This window comes from Salinarimonas sp. NSM (assembly GCF_052380005.1).
Classification (GTDB): Bacteria; Pseudomonadota; Alphaproteobacteria; order Rhizobiales; family Beijerinckiaceae; genus Salinarimonas.
The window spans coordinates 138463-161494 of record NZ_JBQTCJ010000001.1; the positions used below are offsets into that span (position 1 = coordinate 138463).

Genomic DNA, 23032 nt, shown 5'->3' on the forward strand with positions numbered 1-23032 from the left:
CGTCATGTCCGACCTGCGCGTCGCCGCCTCGACCTTCCCCTTCCTCTATTCGCATTCCGGGCTCGATGCCCTGAAGCACCTCGCCTCGCAGGGCTACTCGTCCTTCGAGCTGATGATCTTCCCGCCCCATTGCTGGCCGGCGACGATGACGCTCGCGGAGCGGCGCGCCATGCGCGACTGGCTGTCCGACAACGGGCATCGGGTGACGAGCTTCTGCTACCCGCTCCTCGACAACAACCCGAACTCCGTCTGCCCGATCATGCGGCGCTACACGCTCGACCGCTACAAGGAGGCGATCGCCTTCTCGGCCGAGCTCGGCTGCCCCTATGTCGTCGCGATCCCGGGCCCGGTGAACTCGCTCATCAACCCGCCCACGCCCTGGATGCGTGACTGGTTCGTCGAGGGCATGAAGGAGCTCGTCGCCTTCGCGAAGGGCTCGGGCGTCGACCTCCTGCTCGAGAACGTGCCCTTCACCTTCCTGCCCACGGCGAAGGACATGCTCGAGGTCGCCGACGAGATCGACCCCTCGATCGGCATCAACTTCGACGTCTGCAACTCCGCCTACATCAAGGAGGACGTCCAAGGCGCGATCCGGATGCTGGGGAGCCGCATCAAGAACGTCCACATCTCGGACACGACCTTCGCCGACTTCAAGCACGATCGGCTCGGCACCGGCATCGTCGAGCCCGCCCCAGCCGCCGCCGCCCTGAAGGAGATCGGCTACGACGGCATGACCGTGCTCGAGATCATCACGGACGCGACGCAGCCGGGCGTGGACCCCGACGGCGACCTCGCCGCGAGCCACGCGATCCTCGCCACCAGCGGCTGGGAGGCCCCGCCGCGGCGCTGATCGCGCAGCGGCGGCTCGAAAGGGAGACGGCGCGATGAGGACGGTCCTCGCAGCCATCGATCGGCTCAACATCGTGCTGACGCTCGTCGTCGGCGGGCTCCTCGCCGTCACGGCGGGAGCCGTCCTCTACCAGGTGATCGTGCGCTTCGTGCTCACCGCGGCGGGGATCAACGTCTCCGCCCCGTGGACCGAGGAGCTCGCCCGCTACACGCTGATCTGGATGGTCTTCCTCGGCGCCGGCGTCGGCTGCCGGCGGGCGCAGATGATCGCGCTCGAGTTCCTCGTGCGCCGCATGCCCGCGCGGATCGGCGTGCCGATCCGCTACGCCACGATCGCGCTCTCGATCGCCTTCTTCGGGCTCCTCTTCTGGATCGGCCTGCCCTTCGTCGAGTTGGGCCGCACGGAGACGAGCCCGGTCATGAACCTCGAGAAGAGCGTCGTGTACTGGGCGCTGCCCGTGGGCGCGGCGCTGATGATCCTCAACTCGCTCGCGCTCGTCGTCGATTGCGCCCTCGAGGGCCGCGACATCCGCTTCGCGGCGGACGGGCCGGCGGCGGACTGAACGGACATGGGCGCGCTCCTCCTCCTCCTGCTCCTCCTCTTCACGGCCGGCGTGCCGATCGCGCTCGCGCTCGGCATCGCGCCGCTGCCGACGCTCCTCGATCGCAACATCCCGCTGATCGCCATCCCGCAGGTGATCTTCGAGAGCCTCGATTCCTTCGCGCTGATGGCGCTGCCGCTCTACGTGCTGGCGGGACGCCTGATGCAGTTCGGCGGCATCGCCGAGCGTCTCGTCCACCTCGCGGTCGCGCTGGTGAGCTGGATGCCCGGCGGGCTCGGCGCCGCCGTGGTGCTCACCTCGATGATGTTCGCCACGATCTCGGGCTCGTCCGCCGCCACCGCCGCGGCCATCGGCTCGATGCTCATCCCCGAGATGGAGCGCCAGCGCTACCCGCGCCCCTTCTCGGCGGCGACGACCGCGTCCTCGGGCGAGCTCGGCGTCATCCTCCCGCCCTCCGTGCCGATGGTGATCTACGGCGTCATCGCCGGGATCTCGATCGGCGATCTCTTCATCGCGGGCATCCTGCCGGGCCTGACGATCGGCCTCTCGCTCATCCTCGTCGTCTCGGTCACCGCCTGGGCGAAGGGCTACGGCACGCGCATCCCCTTCTCGGTGGGCGTGTGGGCGCCGGACGTCTGGCGGGCGCTGCGGCGCGCGGCGCTCTCGCTGATGATGCCGGTGATCATCCTCGGCGGCATCTTCGGGGGCGTGTTCACCGCGACGGAAGCCGCGGTGGTGGCCGTCGCCTACGCCCTCTTCCTCGGCGTCGTGGTCTACCGCAGGATCACGCTGCGCGACCTGCCGCGGATCTTCGCCGACTCGGCGGTGACGTCGGCGGTGGTGATGATCATCGTCGCCTTCGCCGCGATGTTCGCCTTCTCGCTCAACGTCATCCGCGCGCCCCAGATCATCGGCGCTGCGCTCTCGAACGTGTCCGAGAACCCTCTCGTCTTCCTGCTCCTGGTGAACCTGTTCCTCCTCGTCGTGGGCATGTTCATGGAGACCTTCGCGGCGATCATCATCCTGGCCCCGATCCTCGCGCCGATCGCCCTCTCCTACGGCATCGACCCGGTGCATTTCGGGCTGATCATGATCGTCAATCTCGCCATCGGCATGGTGACCCCACCGGTCGGCGTGAACCTGTTCATCGCCTGCGGCATCGCACGCATCAGCATGGAAGAGCTGATGCGGCCGCTGGCGGTGTTCCTGGCCGTCCTGTTCCTGAACCTGATGGTCATCACCTACGTCCCGGGCCTGTCGCTCGGGCTGCTGCGATAATACCGACAAGAACCCTCCGGAGGACCAGATGAAGACTTCGACGACTTTCGCGGCCGGTCTCCTCGCGGCGACGCTCGCCGCGGCGCCCGCCGCCGCCCAGGACTACCAGATGACGCTCGCCCACGTGCTCTCCGACCAGAGCGCCTACCAGGTCATCCTCACGCGCTTCGGCGAGCTGGTCGAGGAGCGCACCGACGGCCGCATCGCGGTCGAGGTGCTCTGCTGCGCGCAGGCGGGCAACGAGACCCGTGCCATCCAGGCGATCCGCACCGGCGTGCTGACCGGCGGCTTCGTCGGCGGCTCCTCGCTCGAGAACGTCGTGCCCGCCTACCGCGTGCTCTCGCTGCCCTACGTCTTCTCCGGCTCCGACGAGGCCTACGAGATCCTCAACGGCGAGACCGGGCGCGAGATGCTCGACCTGCTCGGCGACTACGGCATGTACGGTCTCGGCTGGGGCGCGATCTTCGAGCGCTCGGTGGGCTCGCGCACGCCGGTGACGAGCGTCGAGGACCTGCAGGGCCTCAAGATCCGCGTCCTCCCGACGCCGGGCTTCGTCGAGGCCTACAAGGCGATGGGCACCCAGCCGACGCCGATGGCCTACGGCGAGTTGTTCATGGCGCTGCAGAACGGGGTGGTCGACGCCCTCGAGATCTCGCCCGATTCCATCGTCGCCGACAAGTTCGTCGAGGTCGTGAGCCACTACACGCTCACGAAGGCGCATCAGTCGACGACGGTCTTCGTCCTCTCCGACGCCTTCTGGAGCGACCTGCCGGACGACCTGAAGACCACCGTCCAGGAGGCGGCGCTCGAGGCCATCGCCCACGGCGTCGAGGCCCATCGCGAGCTCAACCGCGCCGGCCTGGAGACGGTGCGCGAGATGGGCATCACCGTCACCGAGCCCGATCTCGCGCCCTTCGCCGAGGCCGCGCGCCCGTCCTGGGACGTGATCCTCGCCGATGCGCCCGAGGCGCGCGCGCTGCTCGAGACGATTCAGGCGGCCCGGCAGTAAGCCGCGGCACGAACCGAGGCGGCGGGCTCACGCCGCCTCGGCACCCGGCGCGAAGGCGGAGACGTCGATGCCGCTCTCGCGACCGAGAATCATGTCGGTGACGAGCCGCGCGGCGATCGGCCCCGCGGTGAACCCCATCCAGGGGAAGATCGCCATGTAGAAGCCCGGCACGCCGGGCGGCTCGCCCAGGATCGGGCGCCAGTCCGCCGTGCCGTTGACCAGCGCGGGCCAGGTCCGCACGACCCGCGCCTGCGCGACGCCGGGCACGACCTTCTCGGCGACCGCGAGGTTCGCCGCCAGCGAGCGCGGCGAGACGGAGAGGCGGCCTCGGGCGTCGCATCGCGCCGGCCAGCCGCCGCCGATCAGGAGCGAGCCGACCGGTGCCTGCTTGAGGCTGAGCCTGTCGCCGGCGCTGTAGAGAAGGTGCCGCACCAGCGGCGCGACGGGCTCGGTCACCGTGACCTGGATCGGATGCGCCTCGAGGGCGAGCGGGACGCCGGCCATCGAGGCCACGACCGTCGCCTCGGCACCCGCCGCGTTGACGATCCGCCGCGCCCGCACGAGGCCGGCGGTCGTGGCCAGCGTGAACCCGACGCGCTCGCGCTTGATGCCCGCGACGGCGACGAAGCGCTGGATTCGCGCGCCGAGCCGCTCCGCGGCCTGCGCGAAGGCGGGGGTCGCGAGCAGCGGGTTCGCCTTGCCCTCGATCGGGCAGAAGGCGCCGCCGATCATCGCGTCCGAGACGTAGGGGGCGAGCCGGCGCAGGTCGTCGCGCCCCAGGATCTCGACGGGAAGGCCGTGCGCGCGCTCGATCTCCGCCTTGCGCACGACCGCACGCATCTCGTCGTCCGTCCGCGCCACGAGGAGACCGCCGGGCGTCGACACGTCGAGCGAGACCCCGAGCTCCGCCTCCATCTCCCGCCAGAGCGCGATGCCCTCCATCATGATGGGGATCGTCGGCGCGAAGCCGCGGGCCCAGGTCTCGCCGTTCTCGACGAACGGGGCGTGCGGGATCTGGGCGTGGATGGAGCCGGCGTTCGAGCCCGACGCCTTGGTGTTGAGGTCCTCGCGCTCGAGCAGGAGAACCTCGACGCCCTCCTTCGCCAGGAAGTAGGCGCTGGCCGCCCCTGCGAGCCCGCCTCCCACGACGACGACATCGATCACGCGAGACCCTCCGAATTGGCGCGCATGCTTTACACCATTCTGTGCGCCATGGTAACAAGTGTTCGCAGAACGAACCGGCTCCGACCCCCTCGGGCGTCTCGCTCATCGCGCACTTCGCCCCTGCCGGCAAGCGCCTCGACGAGAGCGGCACCCCACCCCGATCCCCCACGGCAGGCCGGCGAAGCGAGGATGAGGACATGCCCAAGGTCTTTCGCGGCAGCTACACCGTCTCCGTCACCCCCTTCACACCGGACGGGAGCGCCGTCGACCTCGAGGCGCAGAAGCGCTTCCTGGATTGGCAGATCGCGGAAGGCGTGCCCGGCGTGATCGTGCTCGGCACCACGGGCGAGTTCCTCACCGTGACCGACGAGGAGCGCCGCGCCCTCGTCGCCACCACCGTTGATCACGTCGCGGGGCGCATGGACGTGCTGGTCGGAACGGCCAACGCGCACACGCCCAACGCCGTGCGCTACTCGCGCGAGGCCGAGGAGCTCGGCGCCGACGGCCTGATGATCATCCCGCCCTACTACTACACCCCTACCGAGGACGAGATCTTCGGCTACTACAAGGCGATCTGCGAGGCGGTGTCCCTGCCGATCATGCTCTACAACAACCCCGTCACCTCCAACGTCGACATGTCGGCGAAGCTCGTCGGGCGCCTCACCCGCGCCTTCGAGCAGATTCGCTACATCAAGGAGGCGAGCATGGACGTGGCGCGCGTCTACGACATCGTCGAGGAGACGAACGGCGTCATGAACGTCTTCGCCGGGGAGCGCATCTTCGAGAGCTACAGCCTGGGCGCCGTCGGCTACGTGAACCCCTACGGCAACTACATCCCCCGTCCCTCCCATCGCATCTGGGACTTCCTCGTCGAGGGTCGGCTCGACGACGCCAAGCGCATCCAGCGGCTGATCACGGAGTTCGATCACATCATCGCGGAGGGGCATCCCACCTACGGCCATCAGTGCTATTCGAAGGCGCTCGCCGCCGCGCGGGGCTACCCCGTGGGCGACGTGCGCGCGCCGCTCACAACCTTCGCCCAGCTCGGCGCGGAGGGACGCGAGCGGCTCGAGCGCATCCTCGCGGTGATCGCGCGCCTCGACGCGCTGATGCTGGAGCTGGACGGACGGATGGCGGCCGAGTGATGACGACGCCTCTCCTCTTCACGCCCCTCGAGATCCGGGGCGCGCGCTTTCCGAACCGCATCGTCGTCTCGCCCATGTGCCAGTACCTGGCCGTGGACGGACGCATCCAGGACTGGCACCGCGGCCATCATGCGCGCTTCGGGCTCGGCGGCGTCGGCGCCGCGATCGTCGAGGCGACGGGCGTCACGCGCGAGGGGCGCATCACCTGGGGCTGCACCGGGCTCTACGACGACTCCCACGTGCCGGGCATGCGCGAGATCGTCGAGATCTACCATGCGCAGGGCGCGCTCGCCGGCGTCCAGATCGGGCACGCCGGCCGCAAGGCCTCGACCGCGCGGCCCTGGGAGGGCGCGGGCCCGCTCGAGCCCGGCGGGTCCGAGCCGGCCTGGGAGACGATCGCGCCGAGCGCCCTCCCCGCGCGCCCCGGCTGGCACACGCCCCGCGCGATGGAGGCGGCGGATTTCGAGCACGTGCGCGAAGGCTTCCGCTCCGCGACGCACCGCGCGCTCGCCGCCGGCTTCGACTTCGTCGAGATCCACGGCGCGCACGGCTACCTGCTGCACACCTTCTTCTCCGCGCTCGCCAACACGCGCACGGACGCCTACGGCGGCGACCTCGCCGGGCGCATGCGCCTGCTTCTCGAGGTGGCGGAGATCGTCCGCTCGGTCTGGCCGAAGGAGAAGCCCGTCTTCTACCGCGCGACCGCGACCGACGACGCGGAGGGCGGCATCACCCTCGACGACACGATCGCGCTGGCCCGTGAGCTGAAGGCACGCGGCGTCGACGTGATGGACTGCTCCTCGGGAGGCATCGTCACCGGAGTCGCGAACGCGCAGCCGGCGGCGGCGCCCGCACCCGGCCATCAGGTCCACCTCGCCGCCGGGGTGCGCCGGGGGGCGGACATGGCGACGATGGCGGTGGGCCTCATCGTCGATCCGCACCAGGCGGAGGCGATCCTCCAGGCGGGGGACGCCGACCTGATCGCCATCGCCCGCGAGCTGATGGCGGATCCGAACTGGCCGCTCCGCGCCGCCAAGGCGCTGGGCCTCGAGGACCCCTACACGGTTCTCCCCGCGCCCTACGCCTTCTACCTGCGCCGGCGCGGGGAGGTCTCCTATCCGCGCACGTCCTCTCAGCGAACGTAGGATGCGCCGTTGACGTCGAGCGTCGCGCCCGTGAGGTGGCGCGACGCGCCCGTCGCGAGGAAAGCGACGAGGTTCGCGATATCCTCCGGCGGCACCCACTCGCCCATGGCGAGTCCCGCCGTCACCGGCGCCTCGCCCCCCATCGAGGCGGCGAAATCCTCCGACATCTTGGTGCGCACGACGCCGGGTGCCACCACGTAGACCAGGATGTTCTCCTTGGCGCAGGCCCGCGCCAGCGTGTGCGAGGCCGCCTTGATCGCCGCCTTCGAGGCCGCGTAGGCGATGTGGTCGGCATTGGTGGAGCCGCGCTGCGCCGCCCAGCTCGAGATCGTCACGACGATGCCGCCGCCGGTCTCGCGCCAATGCGCCACCGCGTGCTTGAGGAGCCGCGCGGGCGCGAGCACGTTGATCGCGAGCGTGCGCGCCCAGGTCTCGTCCCAGGCGTCCATGTCGGCATCGATGCCCCCGCCCGAGAGCATGACCGCGGCGTTGTTGACCAGCACGTCGATCCGCCCGCGCCACGCCAGCGCCTCACGGAAGAGCGCGTCGGCGCTCGCCGGGTCGGAGAAGTCGGCCTGCAGCAGCAGCTTGCGCCCGGCCGGGATGTCCGCCGTCGCCGCCTCGGCGCCGGCGCGATCGCCGCCGTAATGCGCGATCACGTGCGCGCCGGCCGCGCCGAGCGCCTTCGCGGTGGCGGCGCCGATGCCCTTCGCGGCCCCGGTGAGGAGGATGGTCTTGTTCGTCAGGTCGAGCATGGTTCGCGTCTCTGGTGGTCGTTCTGTGGCCGATGTCACGCCAGCCCGCCGTCGACGGGGACGATCTGGCCGGTGACGGCGCGGGAGAGGTCGCTCGCGAGCACGAGCGCGGTGTCGGCAACGTCGTCCGCCGTCGCGATGCGGCGCAGATGCGTCGCGCCGGCCAGCGCGTCGAGCTCGTCGCCGGGATCGGCGCCGGACGCCGCCGCGCGCGCGGCGATGCGGGTGCGCAGGGCGTCCGTCGCCACCGGCCCCGGGCCGATGGCGTTGACCCTGATCCCATAGCGCCCGAGATCCGCGGCGGCGGCGCGCACGAGGCCGAGCACCGCGTGCTTCGTCGCCGTGTAGAGCGCCTGGCGGGGATGCGCGCGCCGCGAGTTGAGCGAGCCCATCACCACGATCGAGCCGCCGCGCGCCTTCATCAGCGGCACGGCGTGCTTGAGCGTCGCGGCCACGCCGCGCACGTTGACGGCGAAGACCCGGTCCCATTCGTCGAGGTCGAGGTGCTCCGTCTCCCGCCAGGGCGGCACGAGCCCGGCATTGGCGACGACGACGTCGAGCCCGCCGAGGAGCCGTCCGGCCTCCGCGAAGGCGGCGGCGAGCGCGTCCTCGTCGGTGACGTCGGCCGCCGCGGCGAGCCAGCCTTCCGGCATCGGGTCGCTCGGCGCCGCGCGGTCGAGGCCGACGCCGCGCGCGCCCTCGGCCGCGAAGCGCCGCGCGATGGCGAGGCCGAGCCCGGCCCCGGCGCCGGTGACGAGGGCGGTGCGGCCCTCGAGCATCTTGACCATCGCGGGGCTCCTCATCTATCCGTACGTTCGTACGCATAGCGTACAAATCGCGTCTCCGGAAGGAACCGCGCCGCGATTTCTCCCCAACCCCGCATCCGCGCGAGCGAGCGAGCGATGACCCGAGCCCCCCTCGAAGACGGCGCCCTCACCTTCGAGGGTGTTGCCGTGCCCGCGCGACGCGGCGAGACGATCGCCGCCGCCCTCGCCCGTGCGGGCGTCGTCGCCTTGCGCGAAACCAGGAAGGGCGCCGAGCGCGGCATCCATTGCGGCATGGGCGTGTGCCAGGACTGCCTCGTCACCGTCGACGGCCGCGCCAACCAGCGCGCCTGCATGACGAAGGTGACGGGCCCGCACGACGTCCGCCGGCAATCGGCGCTCGCCGACACGACCCGGGCCCCCGCCGCCTCGGCGCCCGCTCGCCTCGTCGAGCGCACGCCGGAGGTCTGCATCGTCGGCGCCGGCGCCGGCGGGCTCTGCGCGGCGATCGCCGCCGCGGAGGCGGGCGCGGACGTGCTCGTCCTCGACGAGCGCCCGAAGGCCGGCGGGCAGTACTACAAGCAGCGCGCCGACGCCATCGCGGGCCTCGACGAGCCGGCGCCGGACGCCCAGGCCGAGGGTGGTCGCGCGCTGATCCGTCGCGCGCTCGACGCCGGCGTGACGATCCTCTCCGAGGCCCTCGTCTGGGGCGCCTTCGAGCCCCTCGAGCTCGCCTGCACCACGCCCGACGGCCCGCTCCTGGTGCGCCCGCGCAAGCTGATCGTCGCCGCCGGCGCCTACGAGCGCGCCTTCCCCGTTCCGGGCTGGACGCTGCCGGGCGTGATGACGACGGGCGCGGCGCAGACGCTGCTGCGCAGCTACGAGGTCGTGGCCGGCGCGCGCGTCCTCGTCGCCGGCAACGGACCCTTGAACCTGCAGGTCGCGATCGAGCTCGCCCGCGCCGGCGCGCGAGTCGTCGGCGTGATCGAGGCGGCGCCCGCGCCCGGCCTCTCGCGGCTGCCGGCGCTCGCGCGGATGGCCATGGCGGACCCGCGCCTCGTGCGCGACGGGCTCTCCTACGTCGCCGCCGCGCGCCGGCTCGGCGTGCCGATCCTGAACGGGCGGGTCCTCACCGCGATCGCGCGCGGCCCGGACGGGCTCGTCGCCACCTCCGCGCCCCTCGACGCCGTCGAGACCGGCGAGCGGAGCGTGCACGCGCCTGTGGACGTCGTGTGCGTCAACCACGGCTTCCTGCCCTCGAACGAGATCGCGCGCACGCTCGGCGCCAGCCATGCCTGGGACGGCGCGCGGCACATGCTCGTCACCGAGCGCGACGGCGATTGCCGCACGACGGTCCCGGATCTCTTCGCGGTCGGTGATTGCTGCGGATTGGGCGGCGCGCCCGCCGCCCGCGAGGAGGGCACCCTCGCCGGCCTCGCGGCGGCGCGGGAGCTCGGCTACGCGACGCCCGACGACGCCGGCGCCGCCGCCCGCCGGCGCCTCGCACGACACCGCGCCTTCCAGGGCGCCCTGTGGGATCTCTACCGCGCGCCGCTCCCGTCCGGCGGGCTGCCCGAGGCCGACACGCATCTGTGCCGCTGCGAGGAGGTGAGCGCGGGGGAGGTCGATGCGGCGATCGCCGCCGGAAGCGCGTCCATCGGCGACGTCAAGCGGCGTACCCGCGCCGGCATGGGCCGCTGCCAGGGCCGCTACTGCGCGCCGCTCGTCGCGGAGCGCGTCGCGCGCGCGACGAACGAACCGCTCGGCGAGCTGTCGTTCTTCGCGCCACGCGTGCCCTTCAAGCCGGTCTCGATCGCCGAACTCGCGGGAGAGCCCGAACCCGAGCCGGATCGCGCGACGCAGGACGCCTGACGTCGGCTCAGCGCAGCATCATCAGCGAGATGCGCGAGGCCGCGTCGAGCAGCTCCGGCAGGACCTGCGCCTGCATCTCCTTCGTCGTCAGCCGCACGCTCGGGCAGCAGACGTTGAGCGCCGCGACGACCTCGCCGGCGCGGTTCTTGATCGGCGCGGAGATCGAGCGCAGGCCGACCTCCAGCTCCTGGTCGACGATCGCCCAGCCCTGCCGGCGCGCCTCGTCGATCAGGCTGGCGAGCTGGACCTTCGAGGTCACGGTGTTGGGCGTGATCTTCTCGAGGACGGCGTTGTCGAGATACTCGTTCAGCTTGTCCTCGGGGAGCCCCGCGAGCAGCACGCGGCCGGTGGAGACCGCGTGCGCCGGCGCGCGGCTGCCGAGGTTGATGCCGATGCTGACGACGCGCTGGGAGGTCGCGCGGGCGACGTAGCGCACCGCGTCGTCGTCGAGCACGGCGACGAAGACCGATTCCTGCAGCCGCTGCGCCAGCTCGTCGACGACGGGCTGCATGATCTCGGTGATGTCCATGGAGGACAGGAGCGAGAAGCCGAGCTCGAGGACCTTCGGGCGCAGGCGGAAGTACTTGCCGTCCGTCTCCGCGTAGCCCTCGCGCACCAGCGTCAGCAGGAAGCGGCGCACGGCGGCGCGCGTCATCGCCGTGCGCTCCGCCACCTCGCTCAGCGTCATGCGCGACTTCGCGCGGTTGAAGGCCCGGATGACCTCGAGCCCGCGGGCGAGCGAGGTCACGTAGTCGCGATCCTCGTTGCCCGCCTCGACGACGGCGTCGGGGATCACGTCGGTGCGGTCCTCGTCCCGCAGATCGTCGTTGGCCATGGGTGGTCCTCGGTTCGGGCCGCTGCCTCGACGGGCAACGGCGAGATGCATCAGGCGCCGATGCCCGCGGCGCACAGGTATTTCACCTCGAGGAAATCTTCAATGCCGTATTTGGAGCCTTCCCGCCCCGTGCCGGACTCCTTGAGGCCACCGAAGGGCGCACCCTCGTACGAGAAGAGCCCCGTATTGAGGCCGATCACGCCGAAGTCGAGCGCCTCGCCGACACGCCAAGCGCGGCCGAGGTCGCGCGTGAAGTAGTAGGCGGCGAGGCCGAACTCGGTCGCGTTGGCGAGGGCGATCGCCTCGTCCTCCGTCGTGAAGCGGAACACGGGTGCGAGCGGCCCGAAGGTCTCCTCGCGCGCCACACGCATCGCGGGCGTCACGTCCGCCATAACGGTCGGCTCGTAGAACGTCCCGCCGCGCGCGTGCCTGCGGCCGCCGGTGACGACCCGCGCCCCTCCGGCCAGCGCGTCGGCGACGTGGGCCTCCACCTTGTCGACCGCCGCCTCGTCGATCAGCGGCCCCAGCTCGACGCCCGCCTCGAACCCGTCGCCCACCTTCATCGCGGCGACCGCCTCGGCGAATCGCGCGACGAAGGCGTCGTAGACGCCGTCCTGCACGAGGATGCGGTTGGCGCATACGCAGGTCTGGCCGGTGTTGCGGAACTTCGAGGCGATCGCGCCCGCGACCGCACGCTCGAGATCGGCGTCGTCGAAGACGATCAGCGGCGCGTTGCCGCCGAGCTCGAGCGAGAGCTTCTTCATCGTGCCGGCGCAGGTGCGCATCAGGTCCTTGCCCACCTCGGTGGAGCCCGTGAAGGTGAGCTTGCGCACGGCGGGGTTCGTCGCGAGCTCGTCTCCGACGACCCGCGCCTTGCCCGGCACGACGTTGAAGACGCCGTCGGGCAGCCCGGCCTCGACGGCGAGCGCGGCGAGCGCCAGCGCCGAGAGCGGCGTCGCGCTCGCGGGCTTGAGCACCATCGTGCAGCCCGCCGCCAGCGCCGGGCCGGCCTTGCGCGGGATCATCGCCATGGGGAAGTTCCACGGCGTGATGGCGGCGCACACGCCCACCGGCTGCTTGAGCGCGAACAGCCGCCGGTCGGGGTCGTTGGTGGGGATCGTGTCGCCGTAGACGCGCTTGCCCTCCTCGGCGAACCACTCGATGAACGCCGCGCCGTAGAGGATCTCCCCCTTCGCCTCCGCCAGCGGCTTGCCCTGCTCGGCGGTGAGGATGGCGGCGAGCTCGTCGGCACGCGCGACGACGAGGTCGTACCAGCGCCGGAGGATCGCGGCGCGGGCCTTCGCCGTCGTCGCGCGCCAGCCCGGGAGCGCCGCCTCCGCCGCGGCGATCGCGGCGCGGGTGTCCGCGACCGTGGCGCTCGCGACCTCGGCCACCACCGCACCGGTCGACGGATTGGTCACGGGGAAGGTCGCGGCGTCGGACGCGGGCCGCCAGGCGCCGTCGATGTGGAGCGCCGTCCTGACGAGGTCGGAGCGCGTGACGAGATCGGCGGCCATGTCCATCGGGGGTACTCTCCTCGTTGATGATGTTCGTATATCGCACAAGCGTGCGCATTTATCCAGCCGTCTCGCGGAACGTTCTCCGAGCGAGCGCGCCCGGTGCGCCGCGTCACGCACCCCGGTCCCGAACCCGGCTCCTGCCGAAGGGTGGTTGCGCGCACCGAACAGCCTGGCGCATGACCAGCTCGCACATTCGTGCGAAAAACCGCTTGAAAAGTGCCCGTGTTTGCGCAGCATGGTTCGCGAGAACTCTCGCGCATCGTCGCCGCTCCGCCGTGGGTGGCGTCGTTCGCGGATGGCATCGCAGAGGAGACGACGATGGGTTCGACGAGCTTCGAGGACCGGCTGCGCCGTCAGGCCGCCTCCAACCCCCTGCGCGACATGGGGCTTCGCAGCGCGGGCATGACGCGCCGCGCGCTCATCGGCTCGATCGCCGCCGCGGGCGCGCTGGCGGCGACCGGCGGATCGCGCGCCTTCGCCCAGGAGCGGCCGCTGAGCCTGCTCACCTGGGATCCCTACACCGATCCGCGCCTCGTCGACCTGTGGAAGCAGGAGACCGGCGGCGACGTCCGTGCCGAGATCCACATCTCCGATCCGACCTCGGTCAACCGCCTGCGTGCGGGCGAGACCCGGGTGTGGGACTTCGTCAACCTCAACAACCCCTGGGCGCGCGAGCAGATGTGGCCCGACCAGCTCATTCGCGACCTGCCGAAGGATCGGTTCGAGCCGCTCTACGGGCAGATGAAGGAGAAGTTCGCGCCGCCCTACAAGTGGGCCATGAGCAAGGACGGCGAGCACCTGCTCGGCGTCGTGCAGCGCTACGAGACCTTCGACTTCGTGGTGAACTCGGACGTGATCTCGCCACAGCTCGCCAAGGACGAGGGCTGGGACCTCTTCAACAATCCCGATTTCGCCGGGCGCTACGGCATCCTCGCCTACGAGGACTGGAACGTCATGGACATCTGCATGGGCGCGGGCATCCATCCGTTCAAGGAGAAGACCGCGGCCGACCTCGAGAAGTTCGGCGAGACCGCCATGCGCTGGTGCACCAACGCCAAGCTCGTGACGACCGACTTCGTGCAGCTCAACCTCGCCATCCTCAACGGCGACATCGACCTCTACTTCACCGGCGGCACCTACACGACCTCCTCGGCGCGGCTCGAGGGCCTGTCGAACCTCTACGCCATCACGCCCGCCCGCGGACCCGCGGACGGCAAGGGCGGCATCAACTGGATCGAGCTGAACTCGGCGGTGAACAATCCCGATCCGCATCCGCGGATCCTCGACTATCTCGAGTGGATCACCACGCCGGACGCGGCCTGGATCGTCTCGCACGGCAACGGCAACCTGCAGCCGGTCTCGCAGATGTCCCAGCCGGAGCTGTTCTCGCGCTACACGTCCGAGGAGCTCGCGGCCCTGCAGTGGGACGAGTTCGACGAGCGCATCGCCAACGCCGTGGAGTTCGACATCGTGCCCCAGTACGATGCGCTCTACGACCTCTACACCAGGGCGATGCGCGCCCGCTCGTGACGGCGCGCGGGAGAGGACCTCGGATGTCCGATCGATCCGGTCCGGGCTTCGCGCCGGCGGCGGCGCCTGCCGCCGGCGGCGGCGCGCCGGCGCTCGCGCTCGTCGGCGTCACCCGCGCCTTCGGGGGAAGCCGCGCGGTCGACGCGGTCGACCTCGAGATCCGCGAGGGCGAGTTCTTCACCATCGTCGGTCCCTCGGGATCGGGAAAGTCGACGCTCCTGCGCATGCTCGCGGGCCTCGACCGGCCGAGCGCGGGCGACATCCTCCTGCGCGGGCGGCGCGTCAACGACGTGCCGGCCAACGCGCGGCCCACCGCCATGGTGTTCCAGTCGCTGGCGCTGTTCGACCACATGAGCGTGGGCGACAACATCGCCTTCGCGCTCAAGATGCGCGGCGTCGCGCGGCCCGAGCGCATGGAGCGGGCGCGCGCGCTGCTCGACGTCGTGCACCTGCCGGCGGCCTACCTCGACAAGCCGGTGACGCAATGCTCCGGCGGCGAGCGCCAGCGCGTGGCGCTCGCCCGCGCGCTCGCCTCCGACCCGGAGATCCTGTTCTTCGACGAGCCGCTCTCGGCCATCGACAACCGCCTGCGCAAGCTGCTCCAGGTGGAGATCAAGGAGCTGCACCGGCGCACGGGGAAGACCTTCGTCTACATCACCCACGCGCTCGAGGAGGCTATGGTGATGAGCGACCGTGTCGCGCTCATGCGCGCGGGGCGGATCGTGCAGGTCGCCCCGCCGCTCGAGATCTACGACCGGCCGACGAGCCGCTTCGTCGCCGAGTTCATGGGCGAGGTCAACGTCTGGCGCGCGGTGCGCGAGGCGGGCGCCGTCACGCTCCCCGAGCTCGGCCTCGTCTTTCCCGGAGAGACGATCCCCGCGCCCGAGGGCTTCCTCGTCGCGCGGCCCGAGAAGCTCGCGCTGCTGCGCGAGGGCGAGGCGGCGCAGGCGACCATCGCCGGCGAGATCGTCGACGAGTTCGTGCTCGGCTCGCGCAAGCAGATCCACCTGCGGCCCGACGGCGACGCCTCGCGCCCGACCGTGTTCGGCGAGATCCCGGCCGATGCGGCGGCGCCGGGACCCGGCGCACGGGTGCGGCTCGCCCTCGCCTTCGCCGATTGCCGCTTCATGACGGAGTGAGGCGATGGGATCGCAGGATCACGCCAACCCTCGCTCGCGCGCAGGCCCGATCGCGATGGCACCCGTCGCCGCGCTGCTCGTGGTCGGCTTTCTCGTCCCCCTCGTCCTCGTCGCTTGGCTGAGCCTGATGCCCGAGCGGACGTTCGGGCTCGACGCCGGGCTCACCGGCGCGAACTACGTGACCGCCGTGCGCGACGGCTACGTCGTGCCGCTGGGCTGGTCCCTCGCCTTCGCGGCGGCGACGACCGCGATCTGCCTCCTCGTGTCCTGGCCGATGGCGAAGGTGCTCTCCCGCCGCGGCAGCGGGTTCGCGCTCGCGGTCACCGTGCTCGTGGCGCTGCCGATCTTCATCTCGGAGAGCGTGCGCCTGTTCGGCACGGCGCTCCTGCTGATGCCGCGCGGCGGCATTCTCGCGGGAAGCGTGAACGCGCTCTTCGGCGTCCAGATCGGCTCGATCCTCTACACCAAGACCGCGACGCTCGTCGGCCTCGTCTACGTCTACCTGCCCTTCGCGCTCTTCCCGATGATCCTCGGCCTCGCACAGGTCCCGCGCGACCAGGTCGAGGCGGCGCGCGATCTCGGCGCCTCCGGCTGGCAGGTGCTGCGCGAGGTCGAGCTGCCGAACGCCATGCCGGGCCTGCTCATCGGCGGTCTCCTCGTCTTCGTCCTCGCCTTCGGCGCCAACACCGAGGCGAACATCCTCGGCGGCCAGTCGGTGGCGGTGATCACGAAGTCGATCGACCAGCGCTTCAGCTATGCGCAGGACTGGCCGCTCGGCTCGGCGCTCACGATCCTGGTCGCCGCCATCACGGCGGCCGTGGTGTTCCCGGTGCTCGCGCGCATCGACCTCGACAGGCTCCTGCGGCGATGAGCGCGAGCGATCCGACGGCGCGGGGCGACACGCTGCGACGGGCCTTCACTGCGCTCGTCGTGGTGCTGCTCTACCTGCCGATCGTCAGCGTGGTGCTCGCCTCGCTCGCGAACACCCGCTACATGATCTTCCCGCATCGCGTCTGGACGATCGACGCCTATCGCGAGGCGATCGGGCAGTACACGACGGCGGACCTGCACGCCACCTCGCTCAAGATCGCCCTCGTCGTCGCCATCCTTGCCGTCGCGCTCGCCGTGCCGGGCGCGCTCGCCTTCGCCCGCTTCCGCTGGCGCGGACGGCGCCTCTACCAGCGCGCGCTGCTCCTGCCGATCTTCTTTCCCCAGCCCGTGCTGGGGCTCGCGCTCCTCGTCGCGCTCTCGGCCGCCGGCATCGCGCCGGACTGGCGCACCGCCGTCTTCGCCCATCTCGTCTGGGTCGTGCCGATCGCGACGCTGGTGATCTCGATCCGCCTCTACGGCTTCGACCCGGCGCAGGAGGAGGCGGCCTACGATCTCGGCGCGACGCGGCTCCAGGCGTTCCGCGAGGTGACCCTGCCGGCGATCGCGCCGGGCATCGTCTCGGGCGCGCTCTTCGCCTTCCTGCTGTCGTGGTCGAACCTGCCGCTGTCGATGTACACGACCGGGGCGGACACGACGCTGCCGGAATGGCTCTACTCGCGCATGGCGACGAACTACTCCCCGCAGGTGCCGGCGATCGCCGTCCTCTCGGTCGGCGCGAGCGCGCTGGCCGTCGCGGCGTTCCTCCTCGCGCGCGGGCTCTGGCGGACCGCACGCCCGCGCCGCGCCGCATACCCCCACGCCGCACGAGCCTCCTCATGACCGCACCGACCCGCGACGCACCCTGGGAGCGCGCCTCCACCGCCCTCCTCCTCGTCGACATGCAGCGGATCTTCGCCGAGCCCGGCCTCGACCCCGCGCATCCCGAGCGGGGCGCCGACCACCCGTTCTACCGCGCGCTGGCCGAGCGGGTGATCCCCAACCAGGTCTCGCTCCTCGGGGCGGCACGGGCGGCGGGCGTGCAGGTGCTCCACACGATCATCCAGGCGCTGACCGAGGACGGGCGCGACTGCTCGCTCGACCACAAGCTCTCCGGCATCGTCGTGCCGCGCTCGGCGCCGGAGGGCGCCATCATCGACGCGCTCGCACCCGTCACGAACGAGATCGTGCTGCCGAAAACCTCGTCGGGCGTCTTCAACTCGACGAACATCGACTACGTCCTGCGCAACCTCGGCATACGCTCGCTGATCGTCGCCGGCATCGTCACCGACCAGTGCGTCGACATGGCGGTGCGCGACGCCGCCGACCGCGGCTATCTCGTCACCTGCGTGAGCGACGCCTGCGCCACCTATACGGACGCCCGCCACGAGGCCGCGCTGGCGGCCTTCGGCGGCTATTGCTGGATCGCGGACACGCGCACCGCCCTCGCCCGACTGGAGGCCATGCGCGATGCCTGAACCGATGCCCCTGACCGCGCTCGTGACGACCGACTACGCCGGCATCACCCGCGGCCGCGCCATCCCGACCGCGACCTACGAGGCCGATCCGGATCGCGCCTCGACCGGCTGGGTGCCGGCGAACCTCTCGCTCACGCCCTTCGACGTGATCGCTGACCCGAACCCCTGGGGCTCGCGGGGCGACCTGCGCCTGAAGGCCGATCCGCAGGCGCGCTACCGCACGGCGATCCCCGGCGCGACGACCCCCTTCGACTGCGTCATGGCGGACATCGTGGCGCTCGACGGCGCCCCCTGGCCGCCCTGCGCGCGCGGCCTCCTGAAGGCGGCGCTCGCCGATCTCGAGGCCGTGAGCGGGCTTCGGCTCGTGTGCGCCTTCGAGCACGAGTTCCAGATCCTCGACGCGGGCTTCGCGCCCGCACCCGCCTTCGGGCTCCTCGCCCTGCGCCGCGCCGACCCGCTCGGACCCGTGCTCGCCGCCTGCCTCGACGAGGCCGGCATCGCGCCGGAGACGATCATCGCCGAGTACGGCCGGGACCAGTACGAGCTCACGAGCGCGCCGGCCGACGCCCTCGTCGCCGCCGATCGTGCGGTGGCGACCCGCGAGATCGTGCGCGAGGTGGCGCTGCGCTCGGGGTACCGGGCGAGCTTCGCGCCGAAGACCGCGGTCGAGGGCGTCGGCAACGGCGTGCACGTGCACATGAGCCTCGTCCATCCGGACGGGCGGCCCGCAGGCTTCGATCCCGCCCGGGAGGGCCGCCTATCCGCGCCGATGGCATCGTTCCTGGCCGGCATCCTCCGCCATGCGCCGGCGCTCGTCGCGCTCACCGCCCCCTCGCCGATCTCCTACCTGCGCCTCGCGCCGCACCACTGGAGCGCGGCCTGGACCTGGCTCGGGGACGCCGACCGCGAGGCCACCCTGCGCATCTGCCCCACCACGACGATGGGCGGGCGCGATCCCGCGCGGCAATTCAACGTCGAGTACCGCGCCGCCGATGCCTGCGCCTGCCCGCATCTCGCGCTGGCCATGCTGGTCCGCGCCGGCGTCGAGGGCCTGCGGGCCGGGCTGCCGACGCCGCCGATCGTCGACACCGACCCGGTGACGCTCGACGAGACCGAGCGCGCGCGCCTCGGCCTCGCGCGGCTGCCCGGCTCCCTGAGGGATGCCCTCGCCGCGCTCGAGGCCGATCCCGTCGCCTCCGCCTTCCTGCCGCCCGCGGCGCTCGAGACCTATGTCGGCATGAAGCGCGCCGAGATCGCGCTCGCGGGCGACGCTCTGGACGACGCGCTCTGCGCACGCTACGCCGCGATCTACTAGAGCGACGGCCGAAAGGGAGCGCGCAACGGCATGGACGACGGCCTCTTCCGCGATCCGCCGCCGGTCACGGTGGAGAACGAAGGCGGTTCCTCGCCGATCGTGCTCCTGTGCGAGCACGCCTCCCGCTTCATCCCTCCCGCCTATGCGGGGCTCGGCCTCGACGAGCCCGATCTCTCGCGCCACATCGCCTGGGACATCGGCGCCGCCGAGCTCGCGCGCGGCCTCGCGCGCCGGCTCGACGCGCCGCTCGTGCTCGGCGGCTACTCGCGCCTCCTCGTCGACTGCAACCGCCCGCTCTCCTCGCCGACGCTGATGCCGACCGTCTCGGAGACGACGCGCATCCCCGGCAACCAGGATCTCTCCGACGCGGAGAGGGCGCGCCGGATCGCCGGGATCTTCACGCCCTTCCAGGATGCGGCCGCCGCCCTCCTCGACGCCCGCGCCGCCCGCGGCGTCCGCAGCACGGTCGTGGGCGTGCACACGTTCACGCCGGTCTTCGACGGCTTCGTGAGGCCGTGGTTCGCCGGCGTCCTCTACGGGCGCGCCGTCGCCTTCGGCGAGCGGCTGCTGGCGGCGCTCGGCGGCCCGAGCGAGACGATCGCGGCCAACGAGCCCTACCGCATCGACGGCGCCGACTACACGATCCCCGTCCACGGCGACGCCCGCGGGCTCGACGCGGTCCTGCTCGAGATCCGCAACGACCTCGTCGGCGACCCCGCGGGCGTCGAGAGCTGGGCAGACCGCGTCGCGCAGGCGCTCCTGCACAGCGTGCGTTGATCGCAAGGCGGGCACGGCGCCCCTACGGATTCCCACCTGCCGCGCACCCGTGTACGCATGGCGCACGGATCATCCTGATGCCACCGAAGAGCGAGACCGACCCATGCCCCAAGGCACCCCCTCGGCCAACGCGCGAATCGCCCGCCTGCGCGAGACGATGGCGGCGCGCGACGTGGACCTCGTCGCGCTCGCTCCCGGCGCGCACATGCATTGGCTGCTCGGCTGGCACCCCCATCCCGACGAGCGCCTGACCTTCGTCCTCGTCGGCCGCGAGGCGGCGGCGGTCGTGGTCCCGTCCGTCAACGCCGAGGACATGCGCGCCCACACGGACCTGCCGTGCGTCACGTGGAAGGACGAGGACGGCCCCGGCCGCGCCCTCGCCGCGGCGCTCGAGGCCTGCGGCGCGGGTGCCGGCGCGCGCCTCTCGCTCGACGAGACGGCGCGGGCCGACGCCGCCCTCGCGCTCCTGCGGGCGCTGGGCTCCCTCGATTGCGCCTTCGCCAGCGAGACCGTCGGCGCGCTGCGCGCGATCAAGGACGCCGAAGAGATCGCGGCCTTGCGCCGCTCCGCGGCGGTCGCCGACGCCGCCCTGCAGGCGGGGCTCGACGCCATGCGTCCGGGCATGACCGAGCGGGAGGTCGCGGCCGTCGTCCGCGACGCATTCGCCCGCAACGGCGTCTCCGGGTCGTTCACGCTCGTGGCGAGCGGGCCGAACGGGGCCTTCCCGCACCATTCGACCGGCGACCGCGCGCTGCGCGAGGGCGACGCCGTCGTGATCGATCTCGGCGGCCCGCTCGCCCACGTCGCCAGCGACATGACCCGCATGGCGATCCTCGGCGACGGCCCGCAGGGCTATGCGGACGTGCACGCGATCGTCGAGGAGGCGGTCGTCGCGGCCATGGCCGCGGCACGGCCCGGCGTGCCGGCGAAGGCGGTCGACGCCGCCGCCCGCGGGGTCATCGAGAAGGCGGGCTACGGAGAGTTCTTCGTCCACCGCACGGGGCACGGGCTCGGGCTCGAGGTGCACGAGCCGCCCTATCTCACGGCCACGTCCGAGACGATCCTGGAGGCCGGCATGGTGTTCTCGATCGAGCCGGGGATCTACCTGCCGGGCAGGTTCGGCATCCGTCTCGAGGACATCGTCGTGCTGGAGGAGGACGGCCCGCGGGTTCTCTCGGCGCTGCCACGCACCGCGCGCCGGATCGGCTGAGGCCGGGGCGCGCCTTCGCGGCCCGACGTGCGCGAAATCCCGGTTGGCAAGCGCGCGCCCGGCTGCTTAGCTGGCGCGCACAAGTGTTCGCAGATCGCATGAGATCCGCGGCACGAAGCCGGCCGCGCGGCCCATGGGGCCGGGAGAGCCGGCGAGCCGAGAAGGGGAACGATCTTGAAGCATGCATTCCTGAGGCGCACACTCCTCGTGGGAACAGCGCTCGCGCTGCTCTCCACCGCGGCGAGCGCCGAGACCCTGCGCTGGGGTCTCGCCGGCGACGCCATGACCCTCGATCCGCACGCCCAGAACGAGGGCGTCACCATCATGCTGCAGTCGCAGATGATGGAGCCCCTCGTCTCGCGGGCGCCCACGGGCGAGCTGGAGCCGACGCTCGCCACCGCCTGGCGCATGAAGGAGGGCGAGCCGAACGTGTGGGTGTTCGACCTGCGCGAGGGTGTCACCTTCCACGACGGCGCGACCTTCGATTCGGAGGACGTCGTGTTCTCCTTCGAGCGTGCGATGTCGCCGAAGAGCCAGATGCGCGGGCTGATCGCCTCCGTCGAGGAGGTCCGCGCCACGGGGCCTCATCAGGTCGAGATCGTCACCAAGGGGCCGAACCCCATCCTGCCGACCGCGCTCGTCAGCATCCTGATGATGGACAAGGGCTGGGTCGAGGCGAACGGCGCCACGACGCCACAGGACGTCGCCTCCGGCGAGGTCACCTTCGCCGCCGTCAACGTCAACGGCACGGGTGCATACCAGCTCGTCTCGCGCGAGCTCGACACCCGCACCGTGATGCGCCGCAACGACGCCTACTGGGGTCTCGAGACCTTCCCCGTCGACGTCGAGGAGATCGTCTTCACCCCGATCTCCAATCCCGCGACGCGCGTCGCGGCGCTGATCTCGGGCGAGCTCGACTTCGTGCAGGACGTGCCGGTTCAGGACATCGAGCGCGTGCGCCAGGTCCCGGGCCTCTCGGTCGCCACCGGCGCCGAGAACCGGTCGGTCTTCTTCGGGCTCAACGTGGCCGAGACGCTGGAGCGCGGCGGCGCAGAGAACCCGATGGCGGACGTGCGCGTGCGCCGGGCCATGAGCATGGCGATCGACCGCGAGGCGATCCAGCGCGTCGTCATGCGCGGCCAGTCGCTGCCCGCCGGCGTGATCATGCCGTCCTTCGTCTCCGGCTGGAGCGAGGAGCTCAACGCCTATCCCGCGCCCGACCGGGAGGCCGCGAAGGCGCTCCTCGCCGAGGCCGGCTGGCCGGACGGCTTCGAGGTCCAGCTCGACTGCCCCAACGACCGCTACATCAACGACGAGGCGATCTGCCAGGGCGTCGTCGGCATGCTGGCGCAGATCGGCGTCGACGCGCGGCTGCAGGCCATGCCGAAGTCGCAGTTCTTCCCGATGGTCAACGGCCTCGAGAGCGACTTCTACATGCTGGGCTGGGGCGTGCCGAGCTACGACTCCGAGTACATCTTCAATTTCCTCTACCACACCCGTACGGAAGCGTACGGCAGCTGGAACAACACGCGCTACTCCAATCCCGAGCTCGACGCGATGATCCAGGGGATCGCCCGGGAGATCGACATCGAGAAGCGCGACGCCATGATCGCCGACATGTGGCAGATGGTGAAGGAGGATGCCGTGTACATCCCGATTCATCACCAGGTGCTCAACTGGGCGATCAAGGACAACTACGAGATCGACGTCGACCCGGACAACCAGGCACGGATCAAGTACTTCGCCGTGAACTGAGACCGACCGATCCACGAGTACACGAGAAGCGGCGCCCCGCTCCCCCCGCGCGGCGCCGTTCG

21 protein-coding genes are annotated in these 23032 nt (G+C 71.5%); 16 read left to right on the forward strand and 5 right to left on the reverse strand.

Annotated features, from left to right (window positions below):
* Positions 1–4 precede the first annotated feature (4 nt).
* The 4 genes from ACTZWW_RS00700 to ACTZWW_RS00715 are packed head-to-tail and all read left to right on the forward strand — an operon-like array spanning position 5 to position 3699.
* On the forward strand, positions 5–850 hold the full coding sequence (locus tag ACTZWW_RS00700; RefSeq protein ID WP_444779000.1) for a sugar phosphate isomerase/epimerase family protein: 846 nt from the start codon (positions 5–7) through the stop codon (positions 848–850).
* A 34-nt stretch (positions 851–884) separates the two neighbouring features.
* Positions 885–1412, forward strand: a complete 528-nt coding sequence (locus ACTZWW_RS00705) for a TRAP transporter small permease (protein WP_444779001.1) — start codon at positions 885–887, stop codon at positions 1410–1412.
* A 6-nt stretch (positions 1413–1418) separates the two neighbouring features.
* Positions 1419–2690 carry a TRAP transporter large permease gene (locus ACTZWW_RS00710; RefSeq protein WP_444779002.1) on the forward strand — a complete coding sequence of 424 codons (1272 nt, stop codon included), beginning with the start codon at positions 1419–1421 and terminating at the stop codon, positions 2688–2690.
* Between the two features lie 28 nt (positions 2691–2718).
* Positions 2719–3699 carry a TRAP transporter substrate-binding protein gene (locus ACTZWW_RS00715; protein WP_444779003.1) on the forward strand — a complete coding sequence of 327 codons (981 nt, stop codon included), beginning with the start codon at positions 2719–2721 and terminating at the stop codon, positions 3697–3699.
* Positions 3700–3726: 27 nt separating this feature from the next.
* On the opposite strand, the gene ACTZWW_RS00720 is transcribed toward ACTZWW_RS00715, so the two are convergent.
* Entirely contained in the window at positions 3727–4863 is a 1137-nt protein-coding gene (locus tag ACTZWW_RS00720) for an NAD(P)/FAD-dependent oxidoreductase (protein ID WP_444779004.1), read from the reverse strand.
* Positions 4864–5060: 197 nt separating this feature from the next.
* Between ACTZWW_RS00720 and ACTZWW_RS00725 the strand changes: the two genes are divergently transcribed.
* On the forward strand, positions 5061–6008 hold the full coding sequence (locus ACTZWW_RS00725) for a dihydrodipicolinate synthase family protein (protein ID WP_444779005.1): 948 nt from the start codon (positions 5061–5063) through the stop codon (positions 6006–6008).
* Complete coding sequence (locus tag ACTZWW_RS00730) at positions 6008–7153, forward strand: NADH:flavin oxidoreductase/NADH oxidase (protein ID WP_444779006.1); 1146 nt, start codon at positions 6008–6010, stop codon at positions 7151–7153. The genes ACTZWW_RS00725 and ACTZWW_RS00730 overlap by 1 nt, the downstream gene beginning before the upstream one ends.
* Here the strand turns inward: ACTZWW_RS00730 and ACTZWW_RS00735 are convergent.
* Positions 7141–7908, reverse strand: coding sequence for an SDR family NAD(P)-dependent oxidoreductase (locus ACTZWW_RS00735; protein WP_444779007.1), 768 nt, complete (start codon positions 7906–7908; stop codon positions 7141–7143). The two genes, ACTZWW_RS00730 and ACTZWW_RS00735, sit on opposite strands and share 13 nt — an antisense overlap.
* A gap of 35 nt (positions 7909–7943) precedes the next feature.
* Positions 7944–8696: an SDR family NAD(P)-dependent oxidoreductase gene (locus tag ACTZWW_RS00740; RefSeq protein WP_444779008.1), complete on the reverse strand. Its 753-nt coding sequence runs from the start codon at positions 8694–8696 to the stop codon at positions 7944–7946.
* Positions 8697–8810: 114 nt separating this feature from the next.
* Between ACTZWW_RS00740 and ACTZWW_RS00745 the strand changes: the two genes are divergently transcribed.
* Positions 8811–10544, forward strand: a complete 1734-nt coding sequence (locus ACTZWW_RS00745; RefSeq protein ID WP_444779009.1) for an FAD-dependent oxidoreductase — start codon at positions 8811–8813, stop codon at positions 10542–10544.
* 7 nt (positions 10545–10551) lie between these two features.
* Here ACTZWW_RS00745 and ACTZWW_RS00750 read toward each other — a convergent pair whose 3' ends face one another.
* Complete coding sequence (locus tag ACTZWW_RS00750; RefSeq protein ID WP_444779010.1) at positions 10552–11379, reverse strand: IclR family transcriptional regulator domain-containing protein; 828 nt, start codon at positions 11377–11379, stop codon at positions 10552–10554.
* A gap of 50 nt (positions 11380–11429) precedes the next feature.
* The gene (locus ACTZWW_RS00755) at positions 11430–12896 is read right to left on the reverse strand and encodes an NAD-dependent succinate-semialdehyde dehydrogenase (protein ID WP_444779121.1); all 1467 of its coding nucleotides are present in this window, start codon (positions 12894–12896) and stop codon (positions 11430–11432) included.
* Positions 12897–13217: 321 nt separating this feature from the next.
* Between ACTZWW_RS00755 and ACTZWW_RS00760 the strand changes: the two genes are divergently transcribed.
* The 9 genes from ACTZWW_RS00760 to ACTZWW_RS00800 all read left to right on the forward strand — a co-directional run bounded on the left by ACTZWW_RS00760 (position 13218) and on the right by ACTZWW_RS00800 (position 22970).
* Positions 13218–14429 (forward strand): ABC transporter substrate-binding protein, encoded by a 1212-nt coding sequence (locus tag ACTZWW_RS00760; RefSeq protein WP_444779011.1) that lies wholly within the window; start codon positions 13218–13220, stop codon positions 14427–14429.
* A 23-nt stretch (positions 14430–14452) separates the two neighbouring features.
* Positions 14453–15568, forward strand: a complete 1116-nt coding sequence (locus ACTZWW_RS00765; RefSeq protein WP_444779012.1) for an ABC transporter ATP-binding protein — start codon at positions 14453–14455, stop codon at positions 15566–15568.
* Positions 15569–15623: 55 nt separating this feature from the next.
* On the forward strand, positions 15624–16439 hold the full coding sequence (locus tag ACTZWW_RS00770; protein ID WP_444779013.1) for an ABC transporter permease: 816 nt from the start codon (positions 15624–15626) through the stop codon (positions 16437–16439).
* Complete coding sequence (locus ACTZWW_RS00775; RefSeq protein ID WP_444779014.1) at positions 16436–17278, forward strand: ABC transporter permease; 843 nt, start codon at positions 16436–16438, stop codon at positions 17276–17278. Before ACTZWW_RS00770 ends, ACTZWW_RS00775 begins: the two co-directional genes overlap by 4 nt.
* A complete protein-coding gene (locus ACTZWW_RS00780; RefSeq protein WP_444779015.1) occupies positions 17275–17913 on the forward strand; it encodes a cysteine hydrolase family protein in 639 nt (212 codons plus the stop codon). Before ACTZWW_RS00775 ends, ACTZWW_RS00780 begins: the two co-directional genes overlap by 4 nt.
* A complete protein-coding gene (locus ACTZWW_RS00785) occupies positions 17906–19228 on the forward strand; it encodes a glutamine synthetase (protein ID WP_444779016.1) in 1323 nt (440 codons plus the stop codon). The genes ACTZWW_RS00780 and ACTZWW_RS00785 overlap by 8 nt, the downstream gene beginning before the upstream one ends.
* A 30-nt stretch (positions 19229–19258) precedes the next feature.
* Positions 19259–20005 (forward strand): N-formylglutamate amidohydrolase, encoded by a 747-nt coding sequence (locus ACTZWW_RS00790; RefSeq protein ID WP_444779017.1) that lies wholly within the window; start codon positions 19259–19261, stop codon positions 20003–20005.
* A 103-nt stretch (positions 20006–20108) separates the two neighbouring features.
* Positions 20109–21215, forward strand: a complete 1107-nt coding sequence (locus tag ACTZWW_RS00795; RefSeq protein ID WP_444779018.1) for a M24 family metallopeptidase — start codon at positions 20109–20111, stop codon at positions 21213–21215.
* 174 nt (positions 21216–21389) lie between these two features.
* Positions 21390–22970, forward strand: a complete 1581-nt coding sequence (locus tag ACTZWW_RS00800) for an ABC transporter substrate-binding protein (RefSeq protein ID WP_444779019.1) — start codon at positions 21390–21392, stop codon at positions 22968–22970.
* Positions 22971–23032 lie beyond the last annotated feature (62 nt).

Excerpts from the sequence above, each read along its gene's own strand:
- ACTZWW_RS00700 (WP_444779000.1), top strand. The coding sequence starts at position 5 with ATGTCCGACCTGCGCGTCGCCGCCTCGACCTTCCCCTTCCTCTATTCG.
- ACTZWW_RS00705 (WP_444779001.1), top strand. The coding sequence starts at position 885 with ATGAGGACGGTCCTCGCAGCCATCGATCGGCTCAACATCGTGCTGACG.
- ACTZWW_RS00710 (WP_444779002.1), top strand. The coding sequence starts at position 1,419 with ATGGGCGCGCTCCTCCTCCTCCTGCTCCTCCTCTTCACGGCCGGCGTG.
- ACTZWW_RS00715 (WP_444779003.1), top strand. The coding sequence starts at position 2,719 with ATGAAGACTTCGACGACTTTCGCGGCCGGTCTCCTCGCGGCGACGCTC.
- ACTZWW_RS00725 (WP_444779005.1), top strand. The coding sequence starts at position 5,061 with ATGCCCAAGGTCTTTCGCGGCAGCTACACCGTCTCCGTCACCCCCTTC.
- ACTZWW_RS00730 (WP_444779006.1), top strand. The coding sequence starts at position 6,008 with ATGACGACGCCTCTCCTCTTCACGCCCCTCGAGATCCGGGGCGCGCGC.
- ACTZWW_RS00735 (WP_444779007.1), bottom strand. The coding sequence starts at position 7,908 with ATGCTCGACCTGACGAACAAGACCATCCTCCTCACCGGGGCCGCGAAG.
- ACTZWW_RS00740 (WP_444779008.1), bottom strand. The coding sequence starts at position 8,696 with ATGGTCAAGATGCTCGAGGGCCGCACCGCCCTCGTCACCGGCGCCGGG.
- ACTZWW_RS00745 (WP_444779009.1), top strand. The coding sequence starts at position 8,811 with ATGACCCGAGCCCCCCTCGAAGACGGCGCCCTCACCTTCGAGGGTGTT.
- ACTZWW_RS00750 (WP_444779010.1), bottom strand. The coding sequence starts at position 11,379 with ATGGCCAACGACGATCTGCGGGACGAGGACCGCACCGACGTGATCCCC.
- ACTZWW_RS00755 (WP_444779121.1), bottom strand. The coding sequence starts at position 12,896 with ATGGCCGCCGATCTCGTCACGCGCTCCGACCTCGTCAGGACGGCGCTC.
- ACTZWW_RS00760 (WP_444779011.1), top strand. The coding sequence starts at position 13,218 with ATGGGTTCGACGAGCTTCGAGGACCGGCTGCGCCGTCAGGCCGCCTCC.
- ACTZWW_RS00765 (WP_444779012.1), top strand. The coding sequence starts at position 14,453 with ATGTCCGATCGATCCGGTCCGGGCTTCGCGCCGGCGGCGGCGCCTGCC.
- ACTZWW_RS00770 (WP_444779013.1), top strand. The coding sequence starts at position 15,624 with ATGGCACCCGTCGCCGCGCTGCTCGTGGTCGGCTTTCTCGTCCCCCTC.
- ACTZWW_RS00775 (WP_444779014.1), top strand. The coding sequence starts at position 16,436 with ATGAGCGCGAGCGATCCGACGGCGCGGGGCGACACGCTGCGACGGGCC.
- ACTZWW_RS00780 (WP_444779015.1), top strand. The coding sequence starts at position 17,275 with ATGACCGCACCGACCCGCGACGCACCCTGGGAGCGCGCCTCCACCGCC.
- ACTZWW_RS00785 (WP_444779016.1), top strand. The coding sequence starts at position 17,906 with ATGCCTGAACCGATGCCCCTGACCGCGCTCGTGACGACCGACTACGCC.
- ACTZWW_RS00790 (WP_444779017.1), top strand. The coding sequence starts at position 19,259 with ATGGACGACGGCCTCTTCCGCGATCCGCCGCCGGTCACGGTGGAGAAC.
- ACTZWW_RS00795 (WP_444779018.1), top strand. The coding sequence starts at position 20,109 with ATGCCCCAAGGCACCCCCTCGGCCAACGCGCGAATCGCCCGCCTGCGC.